This window comes from Streptomyces sp. NPDC023527, assembly GCF_055560115.1.
Genome location: NZ_JBVHJJ010000013.1, coordinates 157,822 through 171,461 on the forward strand (window position 1 = coordinate 157,822; position 13,640 = coordinate 171,461).

Annotated in this window: 9 protein-coding genes and 1 riboswitch; of the genes, 6 read left to right on the plus strand and 3 right to left on the minus strand. The window is 72.8% G+C overall.

Annotated features, from left to right (window positions below):
- Nucleotides 1-9 precede the first annotated feature (9 nt).
- A complete protein-coding gene (locus ACZ303_RS24945; protein ID WP_467342522.1) occupies nucleotides 10-1,419 on the minus strand; it encodes an NADP-dependent succinic semialdehyde dehydrogenase in 1,410 nt (469 codons plus the stop codon).
- Between the two features lie 91 nt (nucleotides 1,420-1,510).
- Nucleotides 1,511-2,851: an MFS transporter gene (locus ACZ303_RS24950; protein WP_467342523.1), complete on the minus strand. Its 1,341-nt coding sequence runs from the start codon at nucleotides 2,849-2,851 to the stop codon at nucleotides 1,511-1,513.
- A 566-nt stretch (nucleotides 2,852-3,417) separates the two neighbouring features.
- Here ACZ303_RS24950 and ACZ303_RS24955 point away from each other — a divergent pair.
- Together ACZ303_RS24955 and ACZ303_RS24960 are read left to right on the plus strand one after the other, a co-directional pair.
- Nucleotides 3,418-4,119: a DedA family protein gene (locus ACZ303_RS24955; protein ID WP_467342524.1), complete on the plus strand. Its 702-nt coding sequence runs from the start codon at nucleotides 3,418-3,420 to the stop codon at nucleotides 4,117-4,119.
- Between the two features lie 61 nt (nucleotides 4,120-4,180).
- A complete protein-coding gene (locus ACZ303_RS24960) occupies nucleotides 4,181-4,381 on the plus strand; it encodes a hypothetical protein (RefSeq protein ID WP_467342526.1) in 201 nt (66 codons plus the stop codon).
- A gap of 129 nt (nucleotides 4,382-4,510) precedes the next feature.
- Here the strand turns inward: ACZ303_RS24960 and ACZ303_RS24965 are convergent, their stop codons facing one another.
- Entirely contained in the window at nucleotides 4,511-5,920 is a 1,410-nt protein-coding gene (locus ACZ303_RS24965; RefSeq protein ID WP_467342528.1) for a short-chain fatty acyl-CoA regulator family protein, read from the minus strand.
- A 313-nt stretch (nucleotides 5,921-6,233) separates the two neighbouring features.
- On the opposite strand from ACZ303_RS24965, the gene aceA reads away from it, so the two are divergent.
- From aceA to ACZ303_RS24985, 4 genes are all read left to right on the plus strand, one after another.
- Nucleotides 6,234-7,517: an isocitrate lyase gene (aceA, locus tag ACZ303_RS24970; protein ID WP_467342530.1), complete on the plus strand. Its 1,284-nt coding sequence runs from the start codon at nucleotides 6,234-6,236 to the stop codon at nucleotides 7,515-7,517.
- A 61-nt stretch (nucleotides 7,518-7,578) separates the two neighbouring features.
- A complete protein-coding gene (locus ACZ303_RS24975) occupies nucleotides 7,579-8,502 on the plus strand; it encodes a 3-hydroxybutyryl-CoA dehydrogenase (protein WP_467342531.1) in 924 nt (307 codons plus the stop codon).
- A 193-nt stretch (nucleotides 8,503-8,695) separates the two neighbouring features.
- Nucleotides 8,696-8,917: riboswitch (cobalamin riboswitch) on the plus strand.
- A gap of 161 nt (nucleotides 8,918-9,078) precedes the next feature.
- On the plus strand, nucleotides 9,079-11,403 hold the full coding sequence (gene metE, locus ACZ303_RS24980; protein WP_467342533.1) for a 5-methyltetrahydropteroyltriglutamate--homocysteine S-methyltransferase: 2,325 nt from the start codon (nucleotides 9,079-9,081) through the stop codon (nucleotides 11,401-11,403).
- Between the two features lie 165 nt (nucleotides 11,404-11,568).
- Nucleotides 11,569-13,476: an ABC transporter ATP-binding protein gene (locus ACZ303_RS24985; RefSeq protein WP_467342535.1), complete on the plus strand. Its 1,908-nt coding sequence runs from the start codon at nucleotides 11,569-11,571 to the stop codon at nucleotides 13,474-13,476.
- Nucleotides 13,477-13,640 lie beyond the last annotated feature (164 nt).

A 13,640-nucleotide genomic window follows, 5' to 3' on the forward strand; every position in this document is an offset into this window, starting at 1 on the left:
GGGCCCCGGTCACCCCTCGTCGTCGGGCTCGGCGCCGTGCCAGACCGTGGTGACGTTGCAGAACTCGCGGATGCCGTGGCCCGACAGCTCGCGTCCGTAGCCGGAGCGCTTGACGCCGCCGAAGGGCAGGGCCGGGTGCGAGGCGGTCATGCCGTTGAAGAAGACGCCGCCGGCCTCGATGTCGCGTACGAAGCGCTCCTGTTCGCCCCGGTCGCGGGTCCAGACGTTGGAACTGAGGCCGAAGGGGGTGTCGTTGGCGATCTCGACGGCCTCGTCGAGGTCGCGCACCCGGTAGAGGGTGGCGACCGGGCCGAAGGTCTCCTCGCGGTGGACGCGCATCTCGGGGGTGATGCCGGCCAGGACGGTCGGTTCGTAGAAGAAGCCCCGGGGCTGTTCCTTGGGCCGCTGCCCGCCGCACAGCGCCGTGGCGCCGCGCCGGACGGCGTCGTCGACGAGCTCCTCCAGGTCGGCGCGGCCCCGCTCGCTGGCCAGCGGGCCGACGTCGGTGGAGCCGTCCATCGGGTCGCCGACGGTCAGCTCCGCCATCCTGGCCGCGAACCGCTCGCTGAAGGCGTCGTAGACGTCGGTGTGCACGATGAACCGCTTGGCGGCGATGCACGACTGGCCGTTGTTCTGCACCCGGGCGGTCACGGCGGTCCGCGCCGCGCGGTCGACGTCGGCCGACGGCATCACCACATAGGGGTCGCTGCCGCCCAGTTCCAGCACGGTCTTCTTGATCTCGTCGCCGGCGATCGCGGCGACCGAGCGCCCGGCCGGCTCGCTCCCGGTGAGCGTCGCGGCGGCGACCCGGGGGTCGCGGAGGATGCCCTCGACGGCACCGGAGCCGACCAGCAGGGTCTGGAAGCAGCCGTCGGGGTACCCGGTGCGGCGGAAGAGGTCCTCCAGGTACAGCGCGGTCTGCGGCACGTTCGAGGCGTGCTTGAGCAGCCCGACGTTGCCCGCCATGAGGGCGGGGGCGGCGAAGCGGACGACCTGCCAGAGCGGGAAGTTCCACGGCATCACGGCGAGGACCACGCCGAGGGGGCGGTAGTGGACGCGGGCGTACGCGGCGCCGGAGTCGCGCACCTCGCTCTCGGAGGGCTCCTCGTCGGCCAGCAGGATCTCGGCGTGCCCCGCGTACCAGCGCATCGCCTTGACGCACTTGGCCGCCTCGGCGCGGGCGGCGGCCAGCGGCTTGCCCATCTCGGTCGTCATGGTGCGGGCCACGCTCTCCTGGTCCTCCTCCAGGAGGTCGGCCGCGCGGCTCATCAGGCGCGCCCGTTCGGGGAAGTCCGTGGTGCGGTAGCGCCGGAACGCCGAGGCCGCGGCGGCCAGGCGCCGCTCGATCTCCTCGGCCCCCATCTCGGGGAACGTCTTGAGCGTCTCGCCGGTCGCCGGGTTCACCGTCGCGATGGGCACGGGTGTCCTCCTCCTGCTCGATGCCTCGACCTTGCAGCGCGCCGCCCGGCCGCGCAAGACGTGCCGGGCGGCGGGGCCGCGCCGGGCGCGCTCAGCGGGGCGGGCTCTCCGGCACGTCGTCCGCGGTGTGCGCCTGACCGGGCAGCGGGACCGCGCCGGGGCTCCGGCCGGGCCGGAGGGCGGCCCGCCGCCCCGCCGGGACCACCCGGCCCGGCAGCGCGCGGGCGCGGTGCAGCCAGACCACGGCCAGCGCCGACGCCAGTCCGAAGAACAGGCAGGTCAGCCAGGGCAGCCAGGGCCGGCGGGTGCGGTCGGCGAGGTCCATGGCCCAGCCGACGACGGCGTTGCCGGCGGCCGCCGTCGTGCCCGAGACCACGTAGAACAGTCCGAAATAGGTGCCGGTCAGGCGCTCGCGCCCGAAGCGCGGGATGAGCTCCATGACCGATGGGTAGGCGACCATGCCGCCGAAGTACAGCAGCAGCGATCCGGCGGTCATGACCAGCAGGCGGGGCACCACCTCGTGGTGCTCCGGCGGTTCTGCGCCGCAGATCAGCAGGGGCGGTACGAAGCCGAGGCCCATCAGCGCGAACCCGGCCGCCACCCAACGGGCCTCCCCGCCGCGCCGCTCCAGCGTCGTGGTGATGCGGAACTGGAACAGCAGGGTCGCCACCGCCCCGGAGGCCAGCAGCAGCCCCGCCGCGCCGCCCCAGCCGGAGACCTGCCGTGCCCCCTCGGGCAGCAGCACGAAGAGCTGGTTCTGCAGGATGAACAGGCTGGCCGTGGCCGAGCAGAAACACATGAACCGGCGGTTGCCGAAGACCTCGCGCCAGCCCCTCAGCACCGTCTCGCGGACGCCGCCGACCGGGCGCGGCGGGAGGGCGACCGCCTGGGCCGCGGTCAGCGCGGCGAAGACGCCGGTCGCCACCAGCGCGGCGATGCGGAAGTCCGTCAGGAGCAGCAGGCCGCCCAGGAGGAGCCCGACCAGGGAGCCGCTGGTGGAGAAGGCGTTGAGCAGGGCGAACACCTCGGCTCTGCGTTCTCCGGCCTCCTGGACGACGTAGGTGCGTACGGCGGGGTAGAACAGCGCCCCCGCCAGGCCGCAGAGGACGGAGGCGCTGAGCAGCAGCGGCCGGCAGTAGCCGAAGGTGAGGAGCGCGAACGCCGCGGTGCGCAGGGCGCATCCGGCGATGATCACGGTGCGGGCGCCGACGCGGTCGGACGCCGTGCCGCCGAGGACGAAGAGGCCCTGCTGGCTGAGGTTGCGCACGCTGAGCACCAGCCCGACCAGGGCCGCGGACAGCCCGAGATCCTCTTTCAGATAGGCCGCCAAAAAGGGAATCAGTAGATAGAAACCAATGTCCACCCCAAAGTGATTGATGAATAGCAATCGCAATGCGAGCGGAGACTCGCGGACCGCTCGAAGAGTTTTCATGCGCGTCCCTGCGTTCGGCCCGAGCAGGACGGATATCCACGGCCGAGTGGGCGTCAGGCGCCCAGAGGTGTTGCCGGTGCGCATCGCGAGGGACGGCGGTCGGGGCGACAGCCTGCGGATTTCGGCCCGTTCACGGGCCGGGGCAGCCCCGGATGACGGCTCGTCAGTTCGCTTGCTGGCGGCGGGAGACGGTCGCGCTCGCCCTGGACGGCGAGCGGTCGGTCATATGCTTTCGCGGTCCATCTTCGGCGCCCCCCGACTGTGTTCGGCAGGATCTCGGCAGACACTTTAGCAAAGCGGGTTGCTCGTCGGATAGGGCGCACAAGAGGGCGGCTCGCCCGCTCCGGCGGAGCCGTCCGGGCATGTTCGCAATCCCCTCCGGGTTCCCTCGGATTGATGAATCGGCGATATGAAATACGCCAGGGCGCCGACCAGGCGATCCCATGGGGGCGAACCGTCCGCCCGCCCGGCTCGTTACACGTCCCGAAGGCCGCCCACGCCGTGGTGGGCGGTGGGGCCCGCACCGGCGTGCCCGCGCTCGGTCATGACTCGGTCATGGCCCGGTCATGGGAGGCCACGCAGACGTGCTCGCACAGCCCTCCGCCGCTCTGGCGGTCAATCTCCTGGACGCCTCCTCACTGCTCGCGGCGTTCGGCGCGCTCGGCATCGCCGTGGTGCTGTTCGCCGAGACCGGCCTGCTGATCGGTTTCTTCCTGCCCGGCGACTCCCTGCTGTTCACGGCCGGCCTGCTGTGCCGGGCGGGCGCGCACTCCGGCCCGCATCTGGACCTGACACAGGTGCTGATCGCCTCGGTCGCCGGTGCCCTGGTGGGCGCGCAGTGCGGGTACGTCCTCGGGCGGCGCGGCGGGCGCGCCCTGCTCACCCGCTCCCGCAACCGCCGGCTGCACGAAGGGGCCGCGCGGGCGGAGGAGCTCCTCGACCGGTACGGGCACGCCCGAGCGATCGTCCTGGCGCGGTTCGTGCCGGTGGTCCGTACGGTGCTCAACCCGCTGGCCGGGGCCCTCGGGGTCGCGCCGCGCACGTTCGCCGTGTGGCAGGCCGTCGGCGGGCTGGTGTGGACGGTCGGGCTGGTCCTGGCCGGCTACGCGCTGGGCTCGGCGGTGCCGAACGCGGACCGCTATCTCCTGCCGATCGTCGGCGCGGTCGTCGTGCTCTCGCTGCTGCCGCTGGTACTGGAACTGCTGCGCTCCCGCCGCACCGCCGACGTCCCCACCGGGTCCACGGGGGGCGACGGGGGTCTCGAATGAGGATGGCGGGCGCGGTCCAGGACAGCCGCACGACCTTCAGTATCTCCACGGCTATCGGTCGGTGCGCGCACTTCCGCCGTCGGCCGACCGTTTCGACGAGTTCCTGGTCATGCGCGACATGATCATCCTGAATTTCGTGCTGAGCTCCCCCAATGCGGCCGTTCTGGGTTGGGGGCCGCAGCGGGCGCAGGGAATCCTGCGGCTCATGCGGCGCTACCTGACGACCGGCGCATACGACGGACACCTGCGCCCGGCGTCGTGATCCACGGCGGGCAGGCGGGCCATGGAGAGGAGTGCTTCGGGGGCCTGTACGCGCGCTGAGTCGCGCCGGTCATGTATGTGCGCCGTCGGTCCATTCACCGCCCGCGGACCGGATATCGATGCCGCCCCATCAGCGACCCTTCCGCTCCAGGACCGGATATGGCACGAACGTACCGCTGTTCTCGTCGATGGCCAGCGGCTGTCCCAGCGGTGGCACCGCCCGTTGGGGGCAGTCCAGGCGTTCGCAGATCCGGCAGCCCATGCCGATCGGGGTGGCGGCGTGGGCGTTGTCGAGGTCGAGCCCGTCGGAGTAGACGAGCCGGGAGGCGTGCCGGATCTCGCAGCCGAGCCCGATGGCGAAGGTCTTGCCCGGGTCGCCCCAGCCGCCCCGGTGGCGGGTGACGGTACGGGCGGTCCACAGGTGGCGCTGTCCGTCCGGCATGGCGGCGATCTGGACGTGTATCCGGCCGGGGGCGGCGAACGCCTCGTAGATGTTCCACAGCGGACAGGTGCCGCCGGCCCGGGAGAAGTGGAAGCCCGTGGCCGACTGACGCTTGGACATGTTGCCCGCGCGGTCGACCCGTACGAAGGAGAACGGCACCCCGCGCAACCGGGGGCGTTGCAGTGTGCTGAGCCGGTGGCACACGGTCTCGTAGCCGAGGCCGAAGCGGTCGGTGAGCCGCTCGATGTCGTAGCGCAGTTCCTCCGCCGCCGCGTGGAACTCGCCGTACGGCAGGAGCAGCGCGGCGGCGAAGTAGTTGGCGATGCCGATCCGGGCGAGGGAGGCGGTGGCGGAGCCCTGCTCGTAGTCCTCCGAGGCGAGCCGGGTGAGCTCGTCGTCGTATTCGAGGAGGGCGAGCTGGGTGGCCATCCGGAACGCCTGCTGACCGGGGCGCAGCCGGGGCGACAGGCGCAGGACGCGGCCGTCGGGGTCGTAGTGGTGCGGCCGGTCGGGGCACGCGGCGAGGCGTACTTCGTGGCGTTCGGTGAGCCGGGTGGTGAGGGCTCCGATCACCTCACCGGGGCGGATGCCGATCGCGCCGGCCAGTTCCTCGGCGGCGATGTCGGCGTCGTGGAGGTAGTTCCGGCGGCGGTAGAAGAACTCGCGGATCTCCTCGTGCGGTGAGCGCGGCACGGCCGGGTCGTCGGTGCCGCGGCCGTCGGCGGCCTCGGCGAGGCGCTCGGTCAGTGCCTGGTTGCGCCGGCCCAGGTCGAGCAGGACCGCCGCGACGGCCGGCAGCCGGGAGGCGAGCTCCGAGAGGTCGGAGGGCGAGACGCGGGCGGCGGCGATCTCGTCGGCGAGGGCTTCGCGCAGGTCCGCCAGGACGCGGCTGGTGTCGCGCTCGGAGAAGAAGCCGGGGTCGACCCCGAACGCCTCGGTCAGGCGCAGCAGTACGGGCACGGTCAGCGGCCGCGAGTCGTGCTCCATCTGGTTGAGGTAGCTGGGCGAGATGGCGAGCATCCGGGCCAGCTCGGCCTGGCTGAGCCGCCGTTCCTCGCGCAGTCGCCGCAGCCGCGCTCCCGCGTATGTCTTGCTCACCCGCACACCGTAGCCGAGCACCGGCGTGTGGGATTGGCAGAGTTGGCAGAACCGGGCGGGAAGATTCGCAGAAATTGGCATCGGGCCATGGTTGATGGCACTGAGTGCCACTGCCAGAGTCGTAGCGCGGCCCGCCGGTACGCCGCGACTCTCGTACCGGGCAGGGCGATGAGGGCACGGCGGGCCGCCTGTCACCGAGGGGAGCGATCCCTCTTCGCACCCTTGACAGAAGTTCGGCGACACCCATCCAACGACAACGTTCGACGGCGGAGACCCGACGCGGTTCCGCCCGTCGCGACACCGGGAGACGGTCATGGCGCAGGCAGGGACGACGACAGCCGAGGAGCTCACGCGGCGGTGGGCCGACGACGCGCGCTGGCGGGGCGTGGAGCGGACGTACGGCGCGCAGGACGTCGTGCGGCTGTCGGGCAGCGTCCGTGAGGAGCACACCCTGGCCCGGCGCGGCGCCGAGCGGCTGTGGCGGCAGCTCCACGAGCGGGACTACGTCCACGCCCTCGGCGCGCTCACCGGCGGCCAGGCCGTGCAGATGGTGAAGGCCGGGCTGCAGGCCATCTACCTCTCCGGCTGGCAGGTCGCCGCCGACGCCAACCAGGCCGGGCACACCTACCCCGACCAGAGCCTGTACCCGGTCAACTCCGTGCCCACCGTGGTCCGCCGGATCAACAACGCCCTGCTGCGGGCCGACCAGATCGCCACCGCCGAGGGCGACGGCTCCGGCACGGACTGGCTGGCCCCGATCGTGGCCGACGCCGAGGCCGGCTTCGGCGGCCCGCTCAACGCGTTCGAGCTGACCAAGGCGATGATCGCCGCGGGTGCGGCGGGCATCCACTACGAGGACCAGCTGGCCTCCGAGAAGAAGTGCGGCCACCTGGGCGGCAAGGTCCTGGTCCCCACCGCCCAGCACATCCGCACCCTCAACTCCGCCCGGCTGGCGGCCGACATCGCCGATGTGCCGACCGTGCTCGTGGCCCGTACGGACGCGCTCGCCGCCAACCTCCTCACCAGCGACGTCGACGAGCGGGACGCCCGCTTCTGCACCGGGGAGCGCACCGCCGAGGGCTTCTACCGGGTCGAGCCCGGCATGGGACCGGTGATCGCCCGTGGGCTCGCGTACGCCCCGTACGCCGATCTGCTGTGGATGGAGACCGGCACGCCGGACCTCGCGCAGGCCCGCGAGTTCGCCGAGGCGATCCACGCCGAATACCCCGACCAGCTGCTCGCCTACAACTGCTCGCCGTCCTTCAACTGGCGGGCGGCGCTGGACGACGACCGGATCGCGAAGTTCCAGCGCGAGCTGGGCGCGATGGGCTACCGCTTCCAGTTCATCACGCTGGCCGGTTTCCACTCGCTCAACCATGCCATGTTCGACCTCGCGCGCGGCTATGCCGAGCACGGCATGACCGCCTATGTCGACCTCCAGGAGCGGGAGTTCGCCGCCCAGGAGCACGGGTTCACCGCCGTCAGGCACCAGCGCGAGGTCGGCACCGGTTACTTCGACCTCGTCAGCACGGCCCTCAACCCCGCCGCGGAGACGCTCGCCCTGCGCGGCTCCACGGAGGAGGAGCAGTTCCACTAGGCGACCCTCGACGGGCCGGCCCGCCCCGGCCCGGCCCGTCCCCTCCGGCTCAGGAGTACGTATGACTCTCACCTTTCCGCCCGGCCGGCCCCTCGACGAGAAGGGGGCACAGGCCCTCAGCGCGGGCATCCAGCGGGTCGGAGTGGTCGGCGGCGGCCGGATGGGCGCCGGCATCGCCGAGGTCTGCGCCCGCGCCGGGCTCGACACGGTGGTCTGCGAGGCCGACGCCACCGCGGCCCGGCGGGCCCGCGAGCGGGTCGCCCGCTCGCTGGAGCGTGCCGTCGAGCGCGGCAAGACGGACGCCTCCGCCGCCGAGGACGCCCTCGCCCGGCTGCTTTTCACCGGCGACCTGGACGGCCTCGCCGACCGGCAGCTCGTCGTCGAGGCCGTCGTCGAGAACGCCGACGCCAAGGCCGAGGTCTTCGCCGCCCTCGACAAGACCGTCGAGGACCCGGAGGCCGTCCTGGCCACCAACACCTCCTCCCTGCCGGTGATGCGCCTGGGCATGGCGACCCGGCGCGCCGACCGGGTGCTGGGCCTGCACTTCTTCAACCCCGTGCCGGTGATGCCGCTGGTGGAGATCGTCACCTCGCTGCACACGAGCGCCGAAGCGGCCGCCGTCGCCGAGGACTTCGCGACGGCGGTCCTCGGCAAGACCGTGGTGCGCTCCCAGGACCGGGCCGGTTTCGTCGTCAACGCGCTGCTCATCCCCTACCTCCTGGCGGCGGTGCGGATGGCGGAATCCGGCTTCGCCTCCGCCGCCGATGTCGACGCCGGGATGGAGCTGGGCTGCGCCCATCCGATGGGGCCGCTGAAGCTGGCCGACCTGATCGGCCTGGACACCGTCGCCTCCATCGCGGAATCCCTCTACGACGAGTTCAAGGAGCCCCTCTACGCCCCGCCGCCGCTGTTGCAGCGGATGGTGGAGGCGGGGCTGCTGGGACGGAAGTCGGGCCGGGGATTCCACCTCTACGACCGGGGCTGAGGGGCCCGGGTCGCGGCCGGGGCCGAGGGGTCCGGGCCGCCGCGGGAGCGGCGCGGGGCGGCGAAGGGGGTCGCCCCGCGTCCCTCCCGCTCATGGGAACCGTGGCTCCACGGGTTCCGATGTCCACTGCCCGTATCCGAACAACCCTATGTCCGCAATCCGAACAGCCCTATCCGGGGCGCGCTTCAGCGCCTAGGGTGATCAGTGCAGCTGGTTCGCCCCTGCCCGCCAGGCAGGCGCGTCGCAAGAGGGAACCCGGTGGGAATCCGGGACTGCCCCGCAGCGGTGAGCGGGAACGACCGCCGTCATACGCACTGGACCCGGCCGGGTCCGGGAAGCGACGGCCAGTAGGTGTCTGCCTCTTTCGGCGGACGTGCCCGCGAGTCCGAAGACCTGCCACTGCCCGTGCGCGACCGTTCGCGCACGGAGATCCCGGTGACCTCGAGGGCGGGTCGGCGTTACGTATCAGGCGGGCACGCGCGGCGAGAGAGCGTCGTGGTCCGCCCGGTTCGCCGTCCCTTCGCGCCTTCGAGCCGTCCCGGAATCGTATGGGAAAAGCTCGCGAAGGAGAGTTCCTTGACCAGCAAGTCCGCAGCCGCGGCAGCACGCGCCACCGTGTACGGCTACCCCCGTCAGGGCCGGAACCGCGAACTGAAGAAGGCCATCGAGGGTTACTGGAAGGGCCGCGTCACCGCCGGCGCCCTCCGGGATACCGCCGCCGAACTCCGCCGTACGCACTGGCGGCAGCTCGCCGAGGCCGGCGTCCACGAGGTGCCGACCGGCGACTTCTCGTACTACGACCACGTCCTCGACACCACCGTGATGGTCGGCGCGATCCCCGCCCGGCACCGCGCGGCCGTCGCAGCGGACGCCCTGGACGGCTATTTCGCGATGGCCCGCGGCACGCAGGAGGTGGCGCCGCTGGAGATGACCAAGTGGTTCGACACCAACTACCACTACCTCGTCCCCGAACTCGGCCCCGACACCGTCTTCCGCGCCGACTCCGGCAAGCAGGTCGCCGAGCTGAAGGAAGCGTTCGCGCTCGGCCTCGAAGCACGCCCGGTGCTGGTCGGCCCGGTCACCTACCTCCTGCTGGCGAAGCCCGCCCCCGGCATCGCGGCCGACTTCGAGCCGCTGACCCTCCTCGACCGGCTGCTGCCGGTGTACGCGGAGGTGCTCGCCGACCTGCGGGCCGCCGGCGCGGAGTGGGTGCAGCTCGACGAACCGGCCCTCGTAGAGGACCGCACCCCGGCGGAGCTGAACGCCACCGCCCGCGCCTACCGTGAGCTGGGCGGTGCCGCCGACCGGCCGAAGCTGCTGGTCGCCTCCTACTTCGACCGGCTGGGCGAGGCCCTTCCGGTGCTCGCCAAGGCACCCGTCGACGGGCTCGCCCTCGACTTCACCGGCCCCGCCGCCGCCAACCTCGACGACCTCGCGGCCGCCGGCGGGCTGCCCGGCAAGCGGCTCCTCGCGGGCGTCGTCGACGGCCGCAACGTCTGGCTCAACGACTTCGAGAAGTCCCTGGCCACCCTCGGCACACTGCTCGGCCTCGCCGGCCGGGTGGATGTGTCCTCGTCCTGCTCCCTGCTGCACGTCCCGCTGGACGCCGCGGCCGAGCGCGACATCGACCCGCAGATCGCCCGCTGGCTCGCCTTCGCCCGCCAGAAGACCACCGAGATCGTCACCCTGGCCCGGGGGCTGGCCCAGGGCACCGACACCATCGCGGCCGAGCTCGCCGCCAACCGCGCCGACCTCGCCTCCCGCGCGGGTTCGGCCCTCACCCGCGACCCGGCGGTACGGGCCCGCGCCGCCGCCGTCACCGACGCCGACGCCCGCCGCTCGCACCCGTACCCCGAGCGGGCCACCGCCCAGCGCGCACATCTGCGGCTGCCGCTGCTGCCGACGACCACCATCGGCTCGTTCCCGCAGACGGCCGAACTGCGCACCGCCCGCGCCGACCTGCGCGCCGGCCGCATCACCGGCGCGGCGTACGAGGAGCGCATCGAGGCCGAGATCCGTGAGGTCCTCGCCTTCCAGGAGAAGGCGGGCATCGACGTCCTGGTGCACGGCGAGCCCGAGCGCAACGACATGGTCCAGTACTTCGCCGAGCGGCTCACCGGCTATCTCGCCACCCGGCACGGCTGGGTCCAGTCCTACGGGACCCGCTACGTCCGCCCGCCGATCCTGGCCGGTGACATCTCCCGTCCCGACCCGATGACGGTCCGCTGGACGTCGTACGCGCAGTCGGTCACCGACCGCCCGGTCAAGGGCATGCTGACCGGTCCGGTCACCATGCTCGCCTGGTCCTTCGTCCGGGACGACCAGCCGCTCGGCGAGACCGCCCGCCAGGTGGCGCTCGCCCTGCGCGACGAGGTCGACGACCTGGAGGCCGCGGGCAGTTCCGTGATCCAGGTGGACGAGCCCGCCCTGCGCGAGACCCTCCCGCTGCGCGCCGCCGGGCACGCCGCGTACCTCGCCTGGGCCACCGAGGCGTTCCGCCTGACCACCGGCGGCGTCCGCCCGGAGACCCAGATCCACACGCACATGTGCTACGCGGAGTTCGGTGACATCCTCCGGGCCATCGACGACCTCGACGCCGACGTGATCAGCCTGGAGGCCGCCCGCTCGCACATGCGGGTCGCCGACGAACTGGCCGGCGCCGGCTACCCCCGCGAGGTCGGCCCCGGTGTCTACGACATCCACTCCCCGCGCGTCCCGAGCGCGGCGGAGGCGGCGGCCCTGCTGCGCAAGGGCCTCGGCGCCATCCCCGCCGAACGGCTCTGGGTCAACCCGGACTGCGGCCTGAAGACCCGCGGCTGGCCGGAGGTCAGGGCCTCCCTGGAGAACCTGGTCACGGCGGCCCGCGAGGTCCGGGGCAGCCTGCCCGGAGGCGCTTCCTGACACAGCCGTGGCCGGGGCGGACGCCGATGCGCGCCCGCCCCGGCCACGGGGTTCCGCGGTGCCGGGCGAACCGTTCGGGTGCGGTCCGCAGGAATGACTTGATCTCAAGATTGGTTGAGGTTCTACAGTCCGAGTTCCAGTGGCTCGACGACTCGGAGGAACCTCGTGGACATGGAAGTCACCGCCTGGACATCGCTGCACAGCGCGATGAACGCACAGCGGGACCGGCGCCCCTTCTCCCGGGCGACCCTGCGCCGCGTCGCCGCCTTCGCACGGCCGCACCGGCGGCGGATCGGCCAGTTCCTGCTGCTGAGCGTGGTCACGGCGCTCCTCGCGGTGGCCACCCCGGTGCTGGCCGGCCGGGTCGTCGACGCGATCGTGCGCGGTGACGACACCGGCAGGGTCACCCGGCTCGCCCTCCTCATCGCCCTGATCGCCGTCGCCGAGGCGGCCCTGGGCCTGCTCACCCGCTGGCTGTCCGCCACCCTGGGCGAGGGGCTCATCCTCGACCTGCGGACCGCGGTCTTCGACCACGTCCAGCGGATGCCGGTCGCCTTCTTCACCCGCACCCGGACCGGGGCGCTCGTCAGCCGCCTCAACAACGACGTCATCGGCGCCCAGCGCGCCTTCAGCAACACCCTGTCCGGCGTGGTCTCCAACGTCGTCACCCTGCTGCTGACGCTCGCCGTGATGCTCAGCATCTCCTGGCAGATCACCCTGCTCGCCCTCGCCCTGCTGCCCGTCTTCGTCGTGCCCGCGCGCCGGATGGGCTCCCGTATGGCCGGACTCCAGCGCGAGGCGGCGAACCACAACGCCGCCATGGGCACCCAGATGACCGAGCGGTTCTCCGCGCCCGGCGCCACCCTCGTCAAGCTCTTCGGCCGGCCCGCCGACGAGTCGGCCGAGTTCGCCACCCGCGCCCGCCGGGTGCGGGACATCGGCGTACGGACCGCGATGACCCAGTCCGCGTTCGTCACCGCCCTCACCCTCGTCTCGGCCCTGGCGCTGGCCCTGGTCTACGGGCTCGGTGGCTTCTACGCGCTGCGCGGCAGCCTGGAGCCGGGAGCCGTCGTCGCGCTCGCCCTGCTCCTCACCCGCCTCTACGCTCCGCTGACCGCCCTCGCGGGCGCCCGCGTCGAGGTGATGAGCGCCCTGGTCAGCTTCGAGCGGGTCTTCGAGATCCTCGACCTCAAGCCGCTGATCACCGAGAAGCCGGACGCCCGCCGGGTGCCGGACGGGCCGGTGTCCGTCGAGTTCGACGGCGTCCGGTTCGGCTACCCCTCCGCCGACAAGGTCTCCCTCGCCTCCCTGGAGGACGTCGCCACCCTGGACACCCGCGGCGGCACGGAGGTGCTCCACGGCGTCTCCTTCCGCGCCGAACCCGGCCGCATGGTGGCCCTGGTCGGCTCCTCCGGCGCGGGGAAGTCGACGATCGCCCAGCTGCTGCCGCGGCTGTACGACGCCGACGCCGGATCCGTACGCCTGGGCGGCGTCGACGTGCGCGACCTGAGCGCCGCGTCCATCCGCGAGACGCTCGGCATGGTCACCCAGGACGGCCACCTCTTCCACGACTCGGTACGGGCCAACCTGCTGCTGGCCCGGCCCGGGGCCACCGAGGACGAGGTCTGGGAGGCGCTGCGCCGGGCCCGGCTCGACGGCCTGGTGGCCTCCCTGCCCGACGGGCTGGACACGGTCGTCGGCGAGCGCGGCTACCGGCTCTCCGGCGGTGAGCGGCAGCGGCTGACGATCGCCCGCCTGCTCCTGGCCCGGCAGCGCGTCGTCATCCTCGACGAGGCGACCGCCCACCTCGACTCGACCTCCGAGGCCGCGGTGCAGGAGGCGCTGGCAGAGGCGCTGGAGGGCCGTACCGCCGTGGTGATCGCCCACCGCCTGTCCACGGTGCGGGCGGCCGACCTGATCCTCGTGATCGAGGACGGGCGGGTCGTGGAACGCGGCACCCACAGCGATCTGCTCGCGGCGGGCGGCCGGTACGAGGAGCTGTACCGCACCCAGTTCGACCGGCCGGGAGCGGAGGTGCCGGGGAAGGCGCAGGAGGCGGAGCCGATCGGCTGAGCCCGCGGGGCCGGGGCCGGGGCGGATTACCGGCGGCCCGGCCCAGGGGGTGTACCGGGCCGCCGGGGGTGGATCCGAGGGGAGCGGACCGCCCGAACGGAACACCGTCGGGCCGACGAGGAGGTGTCGTCCCGGGATGTTCGTCCACGTGGCGCCGGGGCTCG

Bases quoted from the DNA above. Each gene is read 5' to 3' on its own strand.
- ACZ303_RS24950 (WP_467342523.1), bottom strand. From the start codon at position 2,851: ATGAAAACTCTTCGAGCGGTCCGCGAGTCTCCGCTCGCATTGCGATTG.
- aceA (WP_467342530.1), top strand. From the start codon at position 6,234: ATGGCGCAGGCAGGGACGACGACAGCCGAGGAGCTCACGCGGCGGTGG.
- ACZ303_RS24975 (WP_467342531.1), top strand. From the start codon at position 7,579: ATGACTCTCACCTTTCCGCCCGGCCGGCCCCTCGACGAGAAGGGGGCA.
- ACZ303_RS24955 (WP_467342524.1), top strand. From the start codon at position 3,418: ATGGGAGGCCACGCAGACGTGCTCGCACAGCCCTCCGCCGCTCTGGCG.